This is a genomic window from Pantoea sp. SOD02, from assembly GCF_024707505.1.
In the GTDB taxonomy this organism is placed as follows: Bacteria; Pseudomonadota; Gammaproteobacteria; order Enterobacterales; family Enterobacteriaceae; genus Pantoea; species Pantoea symbiotica.
On record NZ_CP102605.1, the window covers coordinates 625801 to 645713 of the forward strand.

The 19913-nt window shown below is 48.4% G+C and carries 22 protein-coding genes; 10 read left to right on the forward strand and 12 right to left on the reverse strand.

The annotated features are described in order from the left end of the window. The first annotated feature begins 72 nt into the window (after positions 1-72). Complete coding sequence (gene yddG, locus NR302_RS22370; protein WP_258145335.1) at positions 73-960, forward strand: aromatic amino acid DMT transporter YddG; 888 nt, start codon at positions 73-75, stop codon at positions 958-960. Positions 961-1118: 158 nt separating this feature from the next. Here yddG and NR302_RS22375 read toward each other — a convergent pair whose 3' ends face one another. Both NR302_RS22375 and NR302_RS22380 read right to left on the reverse strand, forming a co-directional pair. Further along, a complete protein-coding gene (locus tag NR302_RS22375; RefSeq protein WP_258145336.1) occupies positions 1119-2321 on the reverse strand; it encodes an FAD-dependent oxidoreductase in 1203 nt (400 codons plus the stop codon). Positions 2322-2375: 54 nt separating this feature from the next. Further along, positions 2376-3311: an AraC family transcriptional regulator gene (locus NR302_RS22380; protein ID WP_258145337.1), complete on the reverse strand. Its 936-nt coding sequence runs from the start codon at positions 3309-3311 to the stop codon at positions 2376-2378. A 111-nt stretch (positions 3312-3422) separates the two neighbouring features. Here NR302_RS22380 and NR302_RS22385 point away from each other — a divergent pair, with 111 nt between their 5' ends. Then, complete coding sequence (locus tag NR302_RS22385) at positions 3423-4256, forward strand: oxidoreductase (RefSeq protein WP_258145338.1); 834 nt, start codon at positions 3423-3425, stop codon at positions 4254-4256. A gap of 115 nt (positions 4257-4371) precedes the next feature. Here NR302_RS22385 and NR302_RS22390 read toward each other — a convergent pair whose 3' ends face one another. Then, the gene (locus NR302_RS22390; RefSeq protein WP_061719193.1) at positions 4372-4698 is read right to left on the reverse strand and encodes a DNA-binding transcriptional regulator; all 327 of its coding nucleotides are present in this window, start codon (positions 4696-4698) and stop codon (positions 4372-4374) included. Positions 4699-4990: 292 nt separating this feature from the next. Between NR302_RS22390 and ycgZ the strand changes: the two genes are divergently transcribed. From ycgZ to NR302_RS22420, 6 genes are all read left to right on the forward strand, one after another. Then, positions 4991-5242: a regulatory protein YcgZ gene (ycgZ, locus tag NR302_RS22395; protein ID WP_008102068.1), complete on the forward strand. Its 252-nt coding sequence runs from the start codon at positions 4991-4993 to the stop codon at positions 5240-5242. 117 nt (positions 5243-5359) lie between these two features. Then, on the forward strand, positions 5360-5650 hold the full coding sequence (locus NR302_RS22400; protein WP_008102070.1) for a hypothetical protein: 291 nt from the start codon (positions 5360-5362) through the stop codon (positions 5648-5650). Between the two features lie 288 nt (positions 5651-5938). Next, on the forward strand, positions 5939-6472 hold the full coding sequence (locus NR302_RS22405; RefSeq protein ID WP_258145339.1) for a cysteine hydrolase family protein: 534 nt from the start codon (positions 5939-5941) through the stop codon (positions 6470-6472). A 287-nt stretch (positions 6473-6759) separates the two neighbouring features. After that, on the forward strand, positions 6760-7155 hold the full coding sequence (locus NR302_RS22410; protein WP_258145340.1) for an HD domain-containing protein: 396 nt from the start codon (positions 6760-6762) through the stop codon (positions 7153-7155). Positions 7156-7188: 33 nt separating this feature from the next. Next, positions 7189-8289: a dGTP triphosphohydrolase gene (gene dgt, locus NR302_RS22415; RefSeq protein ID WP_258145341.1), complete on the forward strand. Its 1101-nt coding sequence runs from the start codon at positions 7189-7191 to the stop codon at positions 8287-8289. 5 nt (positions 8290-8294) lie between these two features. Beyond that, positions 8295-8933, forward strand: a complete 639-nt coding sequence (locus NR302_RS22420) for a hypothetical protein (RefSeq protein ID WP_258145342.1) — start codon at positions 8295-8297, stop codon at positions 8931-8933. Between the two features lie 65 nt (positions 8934-8998). Here the strand turns inward: NR302_RS22420 and NR302_RS22425 are convergent, their stop codons facing one another. From NR302_RS22425 to NR302_RS22435, 3 genes are all read right to left on the reverse strand, one after another. After that, positions 8999-9349 (reverse strand): DUF3147 family protein, encoded by a 351-nt coding sequence (locus NR302_RS22425; RefSeq protein ID WP_008102074.1) that lies wholly within the window; start codon positions 9347-9349, stop codon positions 8999-9001. 30 nt (positions 9350-9379) lie between these two features. Beyond that, complete coding sequence (locus NR302_RS22430; protein WP_258145343.1) at positions 9380-10243, reverse strand: substrate-binding domain-containing protein; 864 nt, start codon at positions 10241-10243, stop codon at positions 9380-9382. A 205-nt stretch (positions 10244-10448) separates the two neighbouring features. After that, positions 10449-10802, reverse strand: a complete 354-nt coding sequence (locus tag NR302_RS22435) for a DUF1428 domain-containing protein (protein ID WP_256698625.1) — start codon at positions 10800-10802, stop codon at positions 10449-10451. A 178-nt stretch (positions 10803-10980) separates the two neighbouring features. On the opposite strand from NR302_RS22435, the gene NR302_RS22440 reads away from it, so the two are divergent. Then, entirely contained in the window at positions 10981-11667 is a 687-nt protein-coding gene (locus NR302_RS22440) for a hypothetical protein (RefSeq protein ID WP_258145868.1), read from the forward strand. Positions 11668-11707: 40 nt separating this feature from the next. Here NR302_RS22440 and NR302_RS22445 read toward each other — a convergent pair whose 3' ends face one another. From NR302_RS22445 to NR302_RS22470, 6 genes are all read right to left on the reverse strand, one after another. After that, entirely contained in the window at positions 11708-13141 is a 1434-nt protein-coding gene (locus tag NR302_RS22445) for a 6-phospho-beta-glucosidase (protein ID WP_258145344.1), read from the reverse strand. Positions 13142-13157: 16 nt separating this feature from the next. After that, on the reverse strand, positions 13158-14666 hold the full coding sequence (locus tag NR302_RS22450; protein WP_061719186.1) for a PTS transporter subunit EIIC: 1509 nt from the start codon (positions 14664-14666) through the stop codon (positions 13158-13160). Between the two features lie 117 nt (positions 14667-14783). Next, positions 14784-15542 carry a MurR/RpiR family transcriptional regulator gene (locus NR302_RS22455; RefSeq protein WP_154191090.1) on the reverse strand — a complete coding sequence of 253 codons (759 nt, stop codon included), beginning with the start codon at positions 15540-15542 and terminating at the stop codon, positions 14784-14786. A 321-nt stretch (positions 15543-15863) separates the two neighbouring features. Then, complete coding sequence (locus NR302_RS22460) at positions 15864-17276, reverse strand: hypothetical protein (protein ID WP_258145345.1); 1413 nt, start codon at positions 17274-17276, stop codon at positions 15864-15866. 125 nt (positions 17277-17401) lie between these two features. After that, the gene (locus tag NR302_RS22465) at positions 17402-17884 is read right to left on the reverse strand and encodes a glutathione peroxidase (protein WP_258145346.1); all 483 of its coding nucleotides are present in this window, start codon (positions 17882-17884) and stop codon (positions 17402-17404) included. Between the two features lie 63 nt (positions 17885-17947). Beyond that, positions 17948-18961, reverse strand: a complete 1014-nt coding sequence (locus tag NR302_RS22470) for a LacI family DNA-binding transcriptional regulator (RefSeq protein WP_258145347.1) — start codon at positions 18959-18961, stop codon at positions 17948-17950. 114 nt (positions 18962-19075) lie between these two features. Here NR302_RS22470 and NR302_RS22475 point away from each other — a divergent pair, with 114 nt between their 5' ends. Then, a complete protein-coding gene (locus NR302_RS22475; RefSeq protein ID WP_258145348.1) occupies positions 19076-19906 on the forward strand; it encodes an SDR family oxidoreductase in 831 nt (276 codons plus the stop codon). Positions 19907-19913 lie beyond the last annotated feature (7 nt).

Sequence of the window (19913 nt, forward strand, 5' to 3'; positions counted from 1 at the left end):
AATCCAGCAAATACAAAGCGCGTTTGATTTGATAGGATTTTGGCCCGAATTTGCGAAATAAGGTTGCGGGTTATGCCCCAAAAGAGAGCGACGCTGATTGGTTTGCTGGCCATTCTGCTGTGGAGCGCGATTGTAGGACTGATTAAAACTGTCAGCGAAGGATTCGGCCCGGTGGGTGGTGCGGCACTGATATACAGCGCCAGCGCGGTTTTGCTGATTTTCACCGTAGGCTTGCCAAAACTGCACTCTTTTCCGCGCCGCTATTTGATCATCGGCAGCGTACTGTTCGTCTGTTATGAACTCTGCCTGTCGCTTTCACTAGGCTTTACCCACAGCGGACGCCAGGCGATTGAAGTCGGCATGGTCAATTACTTGTGGCCAAGTTTGACCATCGTTTTAGCGGTGATAGTGAATCGGCAAAAAACCCATCCGCTGATTATTCCGGGCGTGTTGCTGGCGGTTGCAGGCATTTGTCGCGTTTTGGGCGGCGATCAGGGTTTTTCATTCAGCGAGATCGCCCCTAACGTGATGGATAATCCGTTGAGTTACGGCCTGGCATTAAGCGGCGCGGTGATCTGGGCGGTATATTGTGTGGTAACAAAAAAAATTGCTAACGGCAGCAATGGCATAACGCTGTTCTTTATCCTAACCGCGCTGACGCTTTGGCTGAAGTTCTTGCTCTCGCCACAGCCGCCGTTTGTATTATCCGTTGGGGTTTGCGTCAGTCTGGCGCTGGCGGCGATGGCAATGGGCTTTGGCTATGCTGCATGGAATGTCGGTATTCTGCATGGCAACGTCACCATTTTGGCCGCCGCGTCTTACTTCATTCCGATCATCTCCTCGCTTCTCGCCGCCTTTATTCTGCGCTCGCATCTGACCGTCGCTTTCTGGCAAGGCACCGCTATGGTTAGCCTGGGATCGCTGATGTGCTGGTGGTCAACGCGCGTGCGAAAAGCGTAATGCTAATCCTTAGCACAAAATTTACTCATTGATCATTTCCTGCACAGATAGCGATCTGTTGCTACTATAGCGACGCAACACACAGCAATGCGTTGCTACGAGAATTTCAGATTGGTAACGTTTACCTGGCCCGCGCTTAGCGGGCTTTTTTTTGCCGATTATAAATAACGCGGCTTTTCAGTGCGGAATCCCAGGCCAATTAATCGGCCAAACAGATGGCGCAGGAACGGAAAGCGGCTGATCATCTGTGGCACTTTGCTCGGTGTAGTGCGTTTGCGCTTGTTGCTGCTCATTTTGATTTGCAAGAACTGGGTAGCGACCGTTGGAAACTGGCGGCGCTGCTGCACTTTTTGCAGATCGTGCAAGGCAACCTTGCCCTGCTGCAGCGGTTTGGTCAGCATATTGGCTGCTGCTACCGCATCCTGAATCGCCAGGTTAACCCCAACGCCGCCAATCGGCGACATCGCATGCGCAGCATCGCCGATACAGAGCACGCCGGGTTTCATCCAGTGATCGAGGCGATCGATGCGAATCGACAATAGCTTGAGTTTGTCCCACTCATCGACTTCCACCATGCGCTCTGCACTGAACGGTGCCACCTGCGCCATGGTGCTTTTCAGTGCATCCAATCCCGCCAGTTTTAACTCGTCGAACTGGTTTTTCTGAATGGTGTAGCCGCACTGCCAATAATCACCGCGATCAATGACAATGAAGTTCTGCTTCGGTCCTTTATGGCCCATGCCCAGCTGCGGATCATCGGGATGTTTCTCCAGCCGGAACCACAACACATCGCGTGGCGCACCGAAGCTTTTTCCGGTTAGTCCGGCTTTGGCTTTGACCTGCGAATTGCGGCCATCTGCGCCTATCACTAACGAAGTGCGAATGATGTGACGCTCGTTACCCTGTAACGTTTTCACACCGCTGATTGCGCCATCCTCATAAACGAAGTCATCAAATGCGGTGGATTGCAGCAGAGTAAATCCCGGAAATTCAGAGGCTTTTTTGGCGAGAAAGTTGAGGAAATCCCACTGCGGCATAAAGGCGATAAAGCGGCACTGAACCGGCAAACGTGAGAAATCGGCCATGGTGATCTCTTCGCCAGCCACTTCCGCTTGCAGCTTCTCCGCGCGTTGATGTGGCAAGGTTAGCAGCTCATCCAGCAAGCCAAGCTGGCGCATGATCTCCAGCGTTGAGGGATGAATGGTGTCGCCGCGAAAATCGCGCAGAAAGTCGGGATGTTTCTCGATTATCACGGCGCGTAAACCCACGCGCGCCAGTAAATAGCCCAGCATCAATCCCGCCGGACCGCCGCCAACGATACAACAATCCGCGCTTAACGCATTTTCCTGTGCTGACTGCATCCTGTGCCTCACGCCAAAAATGATAATGGTTATCATTTATAGCATAGACTGGCGTTAATGTGAGGAAACGAACAGCGAAGCCTGGTGCGCTGGCGGCACGGCAAAGTTATGCTGCATGCGTTTTATCTCTTCTGCTGGCGGCAAACCAAACAGACGTTTGAACTCGCGATTAAACTGCGAAGCGCTTTCATAGCCCACCGCATGGCTGGCCGCCGCCGCCGTCATCTCCTGACGCACCATCAGCATGCGCGCCTGATGCAATCGTACCGACTTCACATACTGCATCGGCGGCTGATTGGTGATGCTTTTGAAATGGGTGTGGAAAGTGGGCACACTCATGCCCGCCAACGCCGCCAGTTGTCCGAGCGTTAGCGGCTCCGCATAGTGTGCGTGAATGTGGCTCAGCGCTTTGCCCACTTTGCCAAATTGACCCTGCAAGGTGAGCGCTGCTCGCAGCGCGCTGCCTTGCGCACCGGTCAGCACGCGATAATAGAGTTCACGCACCAACGCGGGGCCGAGCATCTTCGCATCCAGCGGATGATTTAGCGTGGTGAGAAAGCGCAATACCGTCTCGCGCAGCGTCTGATCCATCGGACTCGACATCATGCTCTGCGCCGCCTGGCTCTCAAACGCCACATCCTGCTGCTCCAGCTGCAACAGCAATTCAGTCGCCACAGTGAAGTCGAGATGCAGGTAAATCGCCAGCAGCGGATGTTCCGCTGACGCCGCCGTTTCCATGGTAAAAGGCACCGGCACCGAAACCGCCAGATAATGTTGCTCATCGTACAGATAGATCTGTTCGCCAAAGAAACCGCGCTTCGATCCCTGACAAACAATCACGATGCCCGGATCGTACAGCACCGGCGTGCGCGCTAGCGGCCGATCGGAACGCAGGATGCGCACGTCCGGCAGCGCGGTCAGGTTGTAACCTTCCTGCGGCGCTAGCGTTTTAAGCAGTTCTACCGTTTGCTGCTGTAGCGTTTCTTTCATCGCGCAACATCACTCTCATAAGATTAGGCAAGGAATATACAAGATAAGGTCTTATAGCCGTTTAGTCGCCAGAATATTATGCATCCTCAACTTTTCGAGGAGAACCCGCAAATGTCCAGGACTAAAACATTATTCATTACCGGCGTCAGCAGCGGATTTGGTCGCGCATTGGCACAAGTTGCACTAAGTCGTGGCTATCGCGTGGTCGGTACCGTGCGCAATGCTGCGGCAAAGGCTGAGTTTGAAAGTTTGCATGCGGAAAATGCTTTCGCCTATGAGCTGGATGTCACCCATTTCGCCGCCATTGATGCGGTGATTGCCAATGTTGAATCCCACGTTGGCCCAATAGATGTGTTGGTAAATAACGCCGGTTACGGTCATGAAGGCGTGATGGAAGAGTCATCGCTGGACGAGATGCGCCGCCAGTTTGACGTCAACGTGTTTGGCGCGGTGGCGATGATTAAAGCCTTGCTGCCCTTTATGCGCCAGCGCCGTCACGGCCACATCATCAACATCACCTCAATGGGCGGGTTCATCACCATGCCCGGGATCAGCTATTACTGCGGCAGCAAGTTTGCGCTGGAAGGGATTTCGGAAACCCTGAGCAAAGAGCTGACACCTTTCAACATTCACGTGACCGCCGTTGCTCCGGGATCGTTCCGCACCGATTGGGCCGGTCGTTCGATGGTGCGTAGCGCACGCATCATCGCCGACTATGACGCGCTGTTCGACCCGATTCGGCAGGCGCGAGAGGAGAAAAGCGGCAAGCAGTTGGGCGATCCGCTCAAAGCCGCCAGCGCGATGCTGGAGGTGATCGAAAGCAGCAATCCCCCGGCGCATCTGTTGTTAGGCAGCGATGCTTTGGGGTTGGTACGGCAGAAGATTGAATCATTTGGCGCAGAGATTGATAGCTGGGAAACGCTAACGCGATCGACGGATGGCTGATGAACTATAAACGGTAATATGCAGGTGCGCATGAATGCGCACCCTACAAAAAAACGCGCCAAGCCTCTGTAGGGGCGCCATTCATGGCGACCGACTTGAGCCTAAAAATTGATCATCATCGCAGCACTTCCAACCCCTTTCGCTCGATAAGATTGAGCAATCGCAATGCTGCACCGTTAGGTTTTTTCTCTTCTCGCTCCCACTTCACTACAGTTCCCACCGACATGCCGACGTAAGCGGCCAGCATTGCCTGGCTCAAATTATAGCGTTGACGCAACTGATTAATTTCATCACCTGACATCATATGCAAGACAGGAAGAGAAGCGCGCAATTCACGCAATCTCACACGAGAATCAATTTTTTCTTTTAGCTCATCTGTAACCACGCCAATTTCATTAAAATCCTCGGCGATCTCTTGTAAATCTTTCAGATGATTAACCATCGCATTTTACCTCACGCATCTTGCCAGTCTTGATGGCTGTTATCTTTTATGCTCAGCATGCGGATTGCTACTGTACTAAGTGTAATAGATCTATTCAAGAACAGCCTTCATCATTGAACATTGCATGAAATACACTCAGTACCCCTGACCTGTTTATTAAGTTATTGTTAACAATAAATTAGCACTTTTGGCCAAATCACTGCGAAACTGATTCGCCATATTCCTGTACATATTAATTAAACTTGTATAAGTTTGATGGCTAAAGTTATACGTCAACCTTAAGGATGGAACCATGCGTCAGGATCGTAACTTTTCCACAGCGTCGGAAGCTATTGCGCGCTACTTCAAAGAAGCCTCTTTGCCTTCGCAGCAGGAAACGCTGGGGCAGATTGTGGTTGAAATCTTGCGTTCCGGACGGACGCTAAGCCGTAAAACACTGTGTACCAAGTTGCTGTGCCGCATGGAACAAGCGCGCGGTACTGAAGCAGAAATTCACTATCAGCAATTAATTGGACTGATGTTTTCCGTAGAACGAGAATCTTAAACCAGGCGCAGTTGGCCTGAGAATTAACCAAGTGGTTTCCGCCTCATTCGCATACTGGTAAGACTGAATCCACTTTGTTATTTGCCGCAGGTCTGCCGCGGTAACCAGAGAGAATCTATGTACAGAAGTGATGAAGAACGGCTCACCGACATCATCATGGGCGATGCAATTTTACAGTTGCTGAAAAAATCCGGCCCGCTTTCACCTCGCGCGCTGCTGGATAAATTGCGTGGGATGGCCTCGATTGAGCGCGATCCTCCGCGCCAGCAAGCACTAAGCCGCGCGATGTCGGAAGTGATGAATCATATTGAAACACCGCAGTCGAGCGGCGTGGCGATCAAGAATACTGACAACGTGACGCATATTTTCCGCAATCGTGACGGTTCAGGTAATGGAACCAAGCATTAAACATTAGGCGAACGTAGGTTAATCCGCGTTCGCCTTTTTGTTTCATAGCTGTTAACACTTCACGCTTGTTTTCTTCTGGCACTCTGTTAGATTCAAAACTCATGCCACATTCAGGCGAGCTTTTATGTCTATCTTCAACGCATTAACCACAGAGACCACAACCACCACCGCATATGGCGGCGGCGTGTGTGCATCTGTAGCGAAGAGATAAGCTCCAGCATCCTCAGCCCCGTCAATCACTGGACGGGGAATGGTCTCCGTTCATAGCATGCAGAAAGGAGACACACCATGCAGCCACAACATAAAGCCTTATTAGTCATTGATATGCAGAATGGCTTATTTCACGCCTCGCCAGCGCCCTTTGCTGCGGAATCTGTTTTAGCCAATATCATTCAGCTGATCGCGTTAGCCCATCAAGCGCATGCGCCAATATTCTTCGCGCGCCACACTGGACCGGATGGATCGCCCTTTGCCGCAAGTAGCCCGCTGACTCAATTGATTCCTGAACTGCAGATGGATGCATCGCACGATCGGGTATTTGTGAAGCGCTATCCCAACTGTTTCCGCGACACTGAATTACTGGCAGCACTGAAAAGTGCCGATATTCAAGAGTTAGTGATTGTTGGAATGAAGAGCGAATACTGCGTGGATACCACTTGTCGTGCTGCCGCAGATTTAGGTTTTCGCGTGGTGCTGATTGAGGATGGGCATACTTCGGTGGATAACGGCGTGCTGAGCGCTGAGCAGATTATTGCGCACCATAATCAAACCTTGGCTGGGCCATTTGTGCAGCGGGTATCAAGCGTGGCATATGCGTTCTAAGTCACGATAAAAATTGGGCTTATGTCCCATTTGCTAATGATTTTTCTTGAATTCTTTAATTGCCATACAGTGAAAAATCACATAGATGATTAGCATAAAAATTTGCATTAATCGTATGCACATGATTAGCAAGAAAAAAACATTACATCTATGCTTGTTCAGGCTTACATCATTGATTACAATCCAATCAATGATTGTGAGCTTAATAATTGGAAACATTACGTTAATGCATCCAATTATATAAATATAAATTTTACACCGTCTTTATTAATTCTCTGGAGAAAAAAATGGAAAGGATTTTAACTACTGACCGTGATAGAAAATCAACGGCATCTCATAACAATTTACTTTCAGCTACTCAGAGTGATCGAGCCAGGTTGATTTACTCTGCTGCTTTCAGGCGGCTTCAGCAAAAAGCTCAAGTTTTTTCATTAGAAAGTAATTCTGCTGTCAGATCTCGACTAAGTCATTCTATAGAAGTGTCTCACATTGGACGTTATTTAGTCGCTAGCATTTGTTCAAAAATAAATGCTAATCCTAAATTTGAAAGTGAAGTAAAAAAATACTGGCTTGACAATAACTTAGCTATTGCCAACGTTGTAGAAATATCATGTTTAGCCCATGATATTGGCAACCCGCCCTTTGGTCATTTTGGTGAAGCCGCAATTGTAGAATGGGCTTAATCTGATGAAATTAAGAAATCATTAAAAAAATCCTTGAAAACAAAATCACTAGACCAAGAGAGATTAGACTTTCTTCTCGAAGATTTTACTAATTTTGATGGTAACCCACAAGGGCTTAGAATATTAACTAAGCTCCAAGGAGAAGATGGCTTTTATGGGCTAAATTTAACTTATAGCCAATTAGCAGCATTCATGAAATATACCTATGGTTCGAAAGATAAAACTAGTGGACATTCCGATGGTAAACCTTTTAGCAAAAAAATTGGATTCTTTGAAACAGAAAGAGATGTATTAGAACGAGCTTGGAAAAAATTAGGCATGAATTTAAACAAAAGACATCCTCTAGGTTTTTTGATGGAAGCCTCAGACGATATTTCATATTGTGTAAGTGATATTGAGGATGGGATTGAAAAAAACATTATTTCTTTAGATCATTTTAAAAATGAAGTTTCCAAAGGATTATCGATTGTAAAGGAGGAACATTGCGAGTATGGCGATTTTTGCAATGATCTAATTACTAAACTAAATGAAGATCAATCAGAATTTCCAATCGGTAGTTTTCTTGGTTTCAAAACTATACTATCCAATTTCCTTGTTGATAAAGTCTCAACAAGATTTGTAGAGTCATATAATGATTTCATTTCCTTAAGCATTGAAAAACAAATAATCTCAAAAGGGACGATTGAATATGCTATTTTAGATGTTTTGCGTAACTATACTTCGACTTATCTGTTTACTTCATATGAAGCTGAAAAAATGGAATTATCTGGATTTGCAATAATAAAAGGCATTTTAGATGAATACTTAAAATTAATTTCTCTTACTAAAAAAGAATTCTCCCATTTAATACTTCAAGATTTTGATAAAATGAGAGAGTGTAAGCTGAGCATTGAAAGAAGATTATATAATAGGTTACCAAAAAAACACGTTAGCGCTTATAAAACTGCAATTGCAAACAAACCACTAAATGAAATTAATGATGAGATTAATTGTCTGATAAACTCTTTTGAAAAAGTTGATGATGACACGGAACTACGTTTACGCCTGCACTTAATTGTTGATTTTGTTTCAGGAATGACAGACCAATTTTCAATGGAAATCTACCAATTAATTAAAGGGATAAGTGTTAGGTGAGCATTATGAATCATAATTTCAAACAAATGAAAATAAATAGACACCCGCTAATTTGGGTGTCTCACATCATTTCGAGTTATTTATCGGACGGCATATTATCTAATAATGCCATACTTTCCTTTAGCAAGTACAAATACCTTCCACGTTCATATTTTGATATAAGAACGAACTTCAGCATTCCACAATCTCAACTTGATACCTCTTTTCTACTGAGTGCGCTGATGGATCTGGAGGAAGGTGAAGAGCTCGCCTTCCAATCTGATGTTTATGATCGAGGGAACAAATATCACATCCCTTTGATAGATTTTGGTGTTAAGGATGGTAGGGCTTTAGAAAACTCAATAATTGAATTTTCTAAATATTGGAATATGAGTTTTTCACTCTTTAATAGCGGTAGATCTTTTCATGCTTATGGAAATCGACTTCTGAACAATCAAGAGTGGATACAGTTCATGGGGAGCCTATTATTAATTAACGTTCCTGGTGGACCAAAAATCATTGATGACCGTTGGATTGGCCATAGAATTATGGCCGGTTATGCTGCTTTGAGGTGGAGTAAAAATAGCAACCAATATAAAAAATTCCCAACCCATAGTGGATACATGAGTCAAAACGGATTTCTAAACCATATTGAAGAAAATTAGAATGATTAATTAATATAAAATTAAAAGGATTAGCGCCCCTTTTAATTTAACGTGTTGATCTGAATTTACATCAGCTCAATGCCAAAGCGTTTCAGAAGCGTGGCCCACAGCAGAAACAGCAGGATGGTGAGCACGCAGCTCGCAATCAGCGTCGGCCAGAATCCGAGGCGTTGATAGAGAAACGGAAAGGCGACAAACATCGGTAAAGTCGGCACCACATACCAGAAGGTGTACCACGCGTGGCTGGCAATTTTGGCCTGACTTTGTCCTTCCAGCTTCATCCAGATCAATACCAGCACGGTTACCAATGGGAGCGCGGCAATCAGTCCACCGAGGCGATCGCTACGCTTAGCCACTTCAGATATCAGCACCACCATGCCTGCGGTAATGGCGTATTTGGCGATAAGCCACAGCATCCACATCTCCCTCCTTTCCTGTTTCGGCTATCAATGTCGAATCGCACATCCGCACTGCGACATTTCGCCCGGCACATGCTTACCGTGGTGCGAATGGCGCACCTGCAATTCGCCCTGCTGCCAGGCGTTACTGGTATCGGCACGGTTCTCCAATAAACGATTCAACGCTTCAGCCACCAGCAAATCACGACGCTGCGCCCAGCTGGTCAGATGCCAGGTTGACGCACGCGCTTCATCGACATCATCAAATCCCACCACCGCAACATGAGCACCTTGCGCGAAGTCACGCACCGCTTGTAACGCACCAAACGCTAACACATCGCTTTCGCAGAACAGCGCATTGATGCGCTCGGCAGCACGGGTTTTCTTCAAATACGCCATCATCGCCTGATAAGCCAGTTCGCGATCGTTGCCACCGGCGGAGAGCTCGATTTTCAGTTCTTTCTGTTCTGCTTGCAGGCTGGCGGCAAAACCTTGCAGTTGACGCGCAGGCGCGCTGTTTTCCTGGCTGTGCATAAAGCCGAACCGTTGATGACCTTGCGACAGAAGCAATAATCCCATCTCTGCGCCTGCGTCAAAGCCATCGGCAATCACGACGTTGGCATCCGCACTGGCGCTGTGACTCAGATGGACGGTTGTCGCCTGAGGCAGAATATCGGCTGCCACACTCAATTCATCGCTAAACAGCGAGGTCAGAAACACTAAACCGCTGACAGGAAGTTGCGCGGCGTTATGCAGCGCGTTTTGATAACTTTCACGGGAATTGGCATTGAGCAGCAGCGTAATCAAGCCGCGTTCATTCAGCTGACGCGTAACTTCATTGAGTAGCTTTACGGTATTGGGATTGGTGAACTCATCGCTGACAATGCCGACGATGTTGGAATTAACGGCCATGGACTGACTCTCCTGCAACTTAGCGTGCGGTAATTATTTGTAGGTAACAAAGTTAAGCATTCCACGTTACCCGAATAATCCACGAGCGCCAATCGCTTAGAGGTCAGTTCAGATTTTGAAGATCATAAATGATATCGGACGGTGATACAGCACCAAGTCGTAGGGTCGCCATTCATGGCGACCATCTTAACGCCTATGCTCTCAGCTACTCCTCCAGCAAAATCGCGAATCCGCCATAGATCATGCGTTTGCCATCGAACGGCATATTCTCGCCCATCTCTTTCATGCGCGGATCGGACATCATTTTGGCATTGGCGGCGTCACGCGCTTCTCGCGAGGGATATTCGATCCAGCTGAATACCACCGTTTCGCCCTCTTCGGCTTTTACCGCGCGATAGAAATCGGTCTGCGTGCCTTCGGGGACATCGTCTGCCCAGCACTCGACGATACGCGTGGCGCCAAACTCTTTAAACAGCGGTGCGGCTTTGGCCGCCATGGCACGATAATCCTCCTTATTGGCTTCCGGCACCGCTACGACAAAACCATCAACATACGACATAGCTCGTTACTCCGTCGTGATTTGCGCGGTCAGTAATAACCGCCCATTAATTGTACAAATGATGTGCAATACGAGCCGAAACATAGATGGAAAATTGCGCGCTTACTCGCAGATTCTGCGCGTGCCAGACGATTTACGTTACACTGACGCCTTTGATCGTTACGTTACCGAGAAATCTATGCGCATCACCATTGAACCGGCCGATCAGCCGTTTATTCACCGCTTATTAGGTGAAGAGATTGAGAGTATTGACACCGCATCCACCAATGCCACGTTATTACAGCAGGCGCTGCACAGCGCACGTCAGCAGAAGGATCACGAAGCCGATCTCGACTGGAGGCGCAACGCGCTGTTTCTGCTGCTGTTTGTGTTTTTATATGCCGCGCTGGGTGCGTCATTAACATTGGATCTCACGCCGCAGGCATCCAGCCATAAAAGTCTCGCTTATGCGTTGGAAGCGGTGCCGGTACTGATCGCCTTCTCCGGTTTATTTGTCTCGCTGCTCTACGTATTTCTCACCCGCAGTGGCGCACGTCGTTTGCGTAATTGGGAACAGGGAATTTTTGTGCTAGAGAAATACAGCGGCGCGAATTTCAGTCGGCAAATTAATGAAATGGGTTCACGCGCCACCGATTATTCGCAGTCGGCAATTAACGTTGCGCTGGCGCTGTTTATTTGTGTGACTTGGGTGGTGATGTATAACTATTTCACCTTCACCACCAGCGGCGTGATTGGCAGCGTGATTTCGTTATTCATCACCACCATGACCTACGTGATTCTGGATATTCAGCTGCTTAAATCAAATTCATCCATCGCCATTGATGAACCGCTGATTCCGGCTGAAGACGAGAAAGAGAAGCCTTAAAGATCTTGTAGGTGCGACATCCTTGTCGCACCTAATATGGTTAGAGTTCTTCGCCGTTGCTTGCGATGACCCGGCGATACCAGTCAAAACTCTTCTTCTTCGAGCGCGCAAAATCTCCGCTACCATCATCGTTTTTATTTACGTAGATAAAGCCATAGCGCTTGCTGTATTGGCCGGTGGTAAAGGATACGCAATCAATACATCCCCAAGGGGTATATCCCATAAGATCGACACCGTCTTCGGTGACCGCTTTTTTCATCTGCTCAATATGCGCGCGCAGGTATTCGATGCGGTAGTCGTCATTGACCTCGCCCTTTTCATCTAATTTGTCGATGGCACCAAAACCGTTTTCAACCACGAAAAGCGGCTTTTCATAACGCTCATAGAGAATATTCAGCACATAACGCAGGCCTACCGGATCGATCTGCCAGCCCCAATCGGAGGCTTTAACGTGTGGATTCGGCACGCTTCCTTCGAACCCTGAAAGCGCCGTCCCGCTGCCAGCATTTTCTTTACTCACCGCATTACTCATGTAATAGCTCAGCCCGATATAATCGGCACATCCTTCACGCAGGATCTGCGCATCACCGGGCTCCATCGCAATGTGGTATCCCTTGCGCTGCCATTCATTAAGGATATAAGCCGGATAATGACCGCGCATGTGAACATCACTAAAAAGGAATCGTTCCCTCATCGCTTCCTGAGCATACATCACGTCATCCGGATGACAGGAAAACGGATAAAGCGGCACCATGGCGATCATGCAGCCAATTTTCAGTTCAGGATTAATGTCGTGTCCTAACTTCACCACTTGAGCACTGGCAACAAATTGATGATGCAGAACCTGATACATGCACTCTTCAGGATTAGGCTCGTGGGTGAAAATAACGCCGGAACAGCAATAACCGAAAAGTGGGGTTTTCCAGTTGCGCTGATTATTAATTTCATTGAAGGTCATCCAGTATTTTACTTTGTGCTGGAAGTGTTCAATAACCACCGTGCTGAAGCGGACAAAAAAGTCCAAAACTTTTCTGCTTTTCCAGCCGCCATATTCGGTGACCAGGAAATTGGGCATTTCAAAATGGGACAGCGTAATTACGGGTTCAATCCCGTATTTCAACAGCTCATCAAATAGCGTATCGTAAAAACGCAGCCCCTCTTGGTTCGGCTCGACTTCATCGCCGCGCGGAAAAATACGCGACCAGGCTATCGATGTACGGAAGCAGCGGAAGCCCATTTCGGCCAGCAGCGCGATGTCTTCAGGATAACGATGGTAAAAGTCAGATGCTTCGTGATTGGCATAAAAGCAGTCATCCTGAATGTCCGAGGTAATAACGCGATCAACGCCGTGCGCCCCGCTGGTCAGCACATCGACAATGCTCGGGCCTTTTCCGCCTTTATCCCACGCACCTTCGACCTGGTGAGCCGCAACCGCGCCGCCCCACATGAAATTTTCTGGGAATTGATTATTCATAATAAGTATCTCGTGATCAGATGGTGCCAGGCTGCGGCACAGGGCGAACGTCAGGCTGGCTGTCTTCTTTGAATCCCGCTACCCAAGAGAAGACCATGCCCAAAACGAATGCAACGAAAATGGATATCAGGAAGCCGAGGAACTGTGTCATGTGCCCTTCTTTAAAGAACACCGGCAGGACGGCAATGCCTGGAATGCAGTAACTCCAGGAAACCGCGTTGAATGCACCGGCAATCATGCCGCCAGCAGCCCCCGCGAGGCAGCCACAGATCATTGGCCGTTTGAGGCGTAATGCCACGCCGTAAATGGCGGGTTCAGTGATGCCGAACAACGCCGTCACACCTGCAGAGAGCGCCATACGCTTGAGCTCAGCATCTTTCGCCTTCAGGTAGACGCCAAGCACCGCGCCCGCCATGCCAAATACCGCAGAGGCTTGTAAGCCGGTAAAGGTGTCGTAGCCCAAGGTTGCATAGTTGCCGACGGTTACGGGCGTAATGCCCCAATGCACGCCTAACGTAACCAGCGGCATCCACAAGGCACCGACCACAAATCCGGCAACAGAAGGACTGAGGTGATAGAGCGTGTTGTAGACGCCACCGATGGCGCCACCAATCATGTTACCGACCGGACCAAACGCCAGCAGCGTGAGTGGAACCATGATGGCGAGGCAGAACATCGGCGTGAACAGGTTGCGTATCACCATCGGCAGCAGGCGCTCAAAGAAGCGCTGAACATACGACATACCCCAGACCATCAAAATAATCGGGATCACCGACGAGGTGTAACTAAGATACTGAACCGGCAAGCCCATAAAGGTCAGCGGCGCGGCATCCAACGGAATGCCGGCAATCTCCACCAACACCTTTGAAATAGCCGGGTTTTCAACTGCGCTCTGCATCAAAGCATGCACAGCCGGATCGGCTGAGTTGGCGGTAAGTATTTTGTTGGCCGTCAGCATATTCAGGTAATCCGGCGACACCAGCGCACAGGCGGCGATTACCGCTGTAAACGGATTTACGTTGAATTTTTTCGCGGCGGTAAAAGCCACCATGACGGGCAGGAAGGTAAAGCCGGTCCACGAAACAAAATTAAGAATGCGATAGGTGCCGCTTGCCGGATCCATCCAGCCGATGGCGGTCAGCAGCGAAATGATGCCCTGCAGCACACCGCAGGCTGCCAGCGGATAGAGGAAAGGCGCAAATATGCTGGAGATGATATCCATAACGCGGCTTACGATACCGACATTAGGCGGTGTTACCGCAACACTTTCGTCGATATTGAGTAGATTCTGCACTTCGCGGTAAGCATCACCGACGTGATTGCCAATAACCACCTGCATCTGGCCGCTGGCCTGCATCGCAGTAATCACCCCTTTAACCCGCTTGAGTGATTCAACCTCGACCAGAGCATAATCTTTAAGTACAAACCTCAGACGCGTAGCGCAATGCGTGACACTTATCACGTTATTATCGCTACCTATCAGCTTTACAATCTCTTTTGCAGAATCCGCATAATTTATTGCCATGGTTTTCTTCCATTGCCAGAGGGAATTCAGTCCGTCAGAGGCGAACTAATCGCGGCAATGTTAGAAAATCGCTTCGGCAATGTCACGAAGTCACAATATGTTATAACCAGTCGATAATTACAAAAATGTCACACCGCGTGACATCTCACTGACATTATTCACCACCAGCTTCCTACCTATTGATTCGAGAATAAAAATAACCGGAACCTGAGTGGTAATGTCATATTCGTCATCAATCAAAATACGGGATACATGATAGGGAACAATAAAGTCAGCGAGTTTTGCCAGAGTTGAATCCGGGTTACAGGTTATCGCAATCACTTTGCAATGGTGAATGACAAATTGTCTGGCAAGCTTCACTATTTCGGGTGTTTCACCAGAGACAGAAAGCACAATAGCCACTGAACTCTGCACCATGTCCGAGCTCACCGGATAATAGGGATCGTCAATGTGATTACTGAACTTGCCCATGTTAGAGAAGAAACGGGCGCCGTACCTGCCAAGCGTGCCAGAGCTGCCTGCGCCGGCAAAGAACACCCGTTCTGCATCACGAATGTATTCTGCCGCCTGACTAATCATCTCATCAAACTCATCGTTTCTGATGCTTTTAAAAAAGGTTAATATTTCCTCAGCGCCATGAGGAATAAGTAATGTGCTATTTCTGTTCAGGTGCAACTTCATACTGGCTTTGAGTTCTGAGTAACCCTTGAAATCCATTTTTTTACAGAATCTCAGAACAGTTGCGGTAGACACACCTGAATTATCGGCAAGCTCTCTTATCGTCATATAAATGACCGCGTTAATATTTTTTATAATATAATTGTGCACGCTGCTTTCGAGGGCATTTAAAGTAGATAGCTTTCTGGCGTCAAACATATATTTAAACATCCAATTAGGCGATTTATGACACTAATCATGTCACAAACTGTGACATGCAGGGGATGATTAAGGTGAAAATAGGCTAAGTGTTTAAAAAGAAATGTTGTTAATTGTGATAGCTCGCACATTTTGGCGGGATGCTTGTCAGTTAAACGTGAATCGGTCGCCATAAATGGCGACCCTACAATTCTTATACGAGGTTTTCGTAGGGTGCGCATTCATGCGCACCTTTTTACATTTGTTTTTTTTCACTTACGTGATCGTTGTTATGCTGCAAATTAACAGGCTCACCAGTAAATCGCTGAACCTGTCGGCTGGTTAACGTATTACACTGACATTTTCCAGTTTCACCGGGTTTTCAGGTTTATCACCGATTTGCATAGCGACCGGGACAAAGATGTTGAGATCTTTTAGCCAGGCGAGTTTGTCACTGCCTGCCAGTTGACCTTTTGTCGTTGAATGACATTGAACCAGAAGATATTTTCCACTGAACTCAGCAGCAATGTTCTGAGCATCTCCTTCAGCAGTTACGGCACAACTTAGTGTTGAAGCAGTGACTTTCTTCTCGGAATCAATATCATTCCATTTCGCCTGATATTGTTGATTCTTCACTAACGGGAAACGCAGATCTGTGTGTAATTCGTTGAGCAGAGAAGCACCACTACTGATGGACATAGTAAATTTAAGCTGTAATTGGTTTGCCAGAGTTAAACGTTGCACCGTCCAGATACCATAATCTTCCAGCTTACGTATAAAACCATCTGGTTGAGCATCCAACTGCACTTTTACCTTCCCCAACGCGCTGACTTCGGTATAACGGACCTGTTTGAAGCGCGGAAGCGCCCAAGGTGTTATCAATGATTGCGCCTGGCGGTCAACTGCAGCAGAGAGTGGGTATTTATTCAGCCACTGCGAATTATTATTACTGAGATCGGGCATTGAAGGCCCCAGCACCGTTGAAGCTGGCTTATTAGCAGCAGATATAAAGTGCCCTCTTCCTTTGAACGTTTTTCCTGCGGGCAACTGGCAGAACTGATCGAAGCGTTGCGCCATTTGGCTATCAATTTTGAAGCTACTTTTGCGGCGTACGATATCAGCCGTAATAAGTGAGTCCGTAACGCGTCCCTCACTGTCGAAGTTCATTGCAGCGACAGCGTCACCTTGATGGGTTTCACAGTTATATAAGTAGTGTTCAATCTTAAATTCAAGCGGCGCATCGTAGGGAGGTTCCCAGGTGATATCTGCAATGTCATATCCCATGCGCACCGATAAGGTGTCACCAATACGCTGAATACTATTAACATCGACAAGATCGGTAATCCCGGAAGAGGACGTTGCTGATAATTTTTCCCACCGTGATTCTTTTATCGGAAGCTGGCAAACCGTACGAATATCCTCTGCGGTCATCTGCGGATCATCTTGTGCAGGTGCATAACGGAGGTAGCTGTTGCCGTAATAGCGAGCTTTGGTTAAACCCTCATCATTCAGCAAGTCTTTGTACAGAAGCTGAGCCTTACCCCGTTTACAATCAACGAAACGCCATTGCTGAGCTGTTTTTCCGTTACTGAAGTTTAAAGAGACCATGAAATTCACACGATCCTGGATTCGGGTTATCGACAAAGGGTTAGTTTCACCACCGATCAATGCAGGCTGCTCAAGAGCCTGAACCTGAGAAAACGGCAAGAAAGACAGAAAAAAAAGTGGTCGTATTAGAGCGCGTGCACAATACATACATGTTCCTTCATATATTGATAAAGAAACGTAGGTATCGGCATCGAGGAACAAATTGTTAGTCAGCGGATAGAGTGAGTTTTTCGAAAGCGGTCTAAAGCGAATGCTTCAAATTACAGAGATCATTAGATTTCAAGTGCAACAAGGATTGCGGCTTCCATTTTCTCCGGAGTGGTGATCGGCGCAAAACGCTTGAGCGGTTTGCCATCACGTCCGATGAGAAACTTAGTAAAGTTCCATTTGATCCGCCCGCCCAGCACGCCGGGCAATTCTTCTTTTAGATAGCGAAATAGCGGATGCGTTGCGGCGCCGTTAACCTCCACTTTCTCAAACATCGGAAAGCTCACACCGTAGTTAATTTGGCAGGTCTGAGCGATATCATCGGCGCTGCCGGGTTCCTGCTTACCGAACTGGTTGCAGGGGAAACCCAGGATCATCAACCCCTGAGCGGCGTACTTTCTGTAAAGCGCTTCAAGGCCGGCGTATTGTGGCGTGAATCCACAATGGCTGGCGGTGTTAACCACCAGAACCAGCTTGCCGGCGAAATCGGCCATAGCGATGGGCTGGCCACGCAGGCTGATGGCATTGAGTTGATGAAAGGTGGTCATGTCAGAATCCTCAGAGCAATAGCGGTTTGGCGTCGATATTGCCACTTAGCAATCGCTAGTGCCTCAAATATTGAACGGCGTGACGACAATAACGCGTGATGATGCCGTTTCATCTTCGGCTTCGGGCAAAAAGCCGTGAAAACGCAGGATTGCTTTAAACGCCGATCGCGCATCTTCATGAAGATCATGGTCAATCACCGCATCCATCTCTTCAGCAGCCAGTAGCCGGCGATTTTCTTCATCCAGATCATGGCCAATGAAAACGATTAACTCGCGGTTCATCGCTGAAAAAGCCTGCAAAATGGCACTATTTCCGCCCCCCACGCTGTAAATAGATTGGATTGAGGGATCCTGTTCCAGCGCTGTGCACATCTGCGTAAAAGTGAGTGAATCAATACCGTAACCTTCACTGACAGCTTTAATCTGCAAATACGGCGCTCGCTGACTTAACGCCTGAATGAAGCCCTCCATTCGCTGCTCTTCTCCACGAAAACCCGTGCTGCTAATCACAACGGCGACCGTTTGCACGGCAGCAGGCAGCCACCGCGACATCAGCCAGGCCGCCGTTCGACCGGCACCTTCATTATCCATGCCGACATACCTGATGCGCTCGCTGGACGGTAAATCAGTAACGAGCGTTACCACCGGAACATTGAGCGCCGCCAGCTCCGCAATCGTACTCTGCAGCAAAGGGTGATCGCTTGCTTTGAGCAGCACGCCATAACTGTCATTGCCACAGCGGCGCAGCTCACGCTGCAGCTCTTCAGGCGAGATTTCTTCAAAAATGTGGCAACGCAACGTCAGTCGGAAAGGTGCGAAGCTGTTGATTTGACTAAGCAGCGCCGCCAGCACTAACGAACTGAATCGTTCTGGTGCATGCATGACCAGATCGATCGGTAGCGTGCGACCGCTTGCCAGGCTGGCGCGTTGTTGTAATTCCAGGTCGCGGATCGCCTGAGCAATGCGTCGGGCAGTGCGTGGACTCACACTGCCGCGCTGATGCAATGCTCTGTCGACCGTGGCTTTGCTGACGCCAGACTGTGCCGCGATTTGCTTAATGGAGAATGACCTTGCCATAAGTTGAGGTCTTTTTGAGGTTATGTGGCCGTATTGTTAATCGAATGTAATTGCTAAGGTCATTGTGAGCAAGCAGACAGACCTTACCTCACCCAAAATAACAAAGGACAACCAATGAGCCTGAGTGAAAGCAGCAGATTTAAAAACAAAGTGTACGTCGTGACCGGCGGAACACAGGGATTAGGCGCAGCCGTTGCCAGTCTTCTGGCAATTCGCGGAGCCCGTGGCATTGTGATTTGCGGTCGTAACGTTAAAGCCGGACACGAACAGGTGGATATCCTCAGCCAAACTGGTTGTGAAGTGATATTTGTTGAAGCGGATATCAGCTCGCCAGAAGCCTGCGAAAACGTGGTGGCGACCGCAGAAACGGCGTTTGGAACCCTGCACGGGCTGGTGAACTGCGCAGGCATGTCCGATCGCGGCACCATCCTCAACACTTCCCCGGAATTGTTTGATGCGATTATGGCCGTCAACGTTCGCGCGCCTTTTTTCCTGATGCAGGCAGCGATCAAACTGATGATTGCCAAAGGCATTGAAGGCAGCATCGTCAATATCATCACCATGACTTCCCACGGCGGCCAGAGCTTCTTAACGGCATACGCCGCATCCAAAGGTGCGCTGGTCACGTTGACCAAAAATGTAGCCTTCAGCGCCATGCGCAATCGCATCCGGGTAAACGGTCTGAATATTGGCTGGATGGATACGCCACACGAGCACGACATCCAGCGGCAATATCATGACGCTGATGAAAACTGGCTTCGCAACGCTGAGCAGGCGCAGCCTTTTGGTCGCCTGCTGAAACCCGCCGAAGTCGCGCGTGGCGTCGCATTTCTCCTTTCTGAGGAGTCAGGAATGATGACGGGTGCGGTGATCGATTTCGATCAAAGTGTGGTTGGTTGTGGTGATAACGGTGGCTTCCAGCCATCACATGCTCTGACTCTGTGAGGCAAAA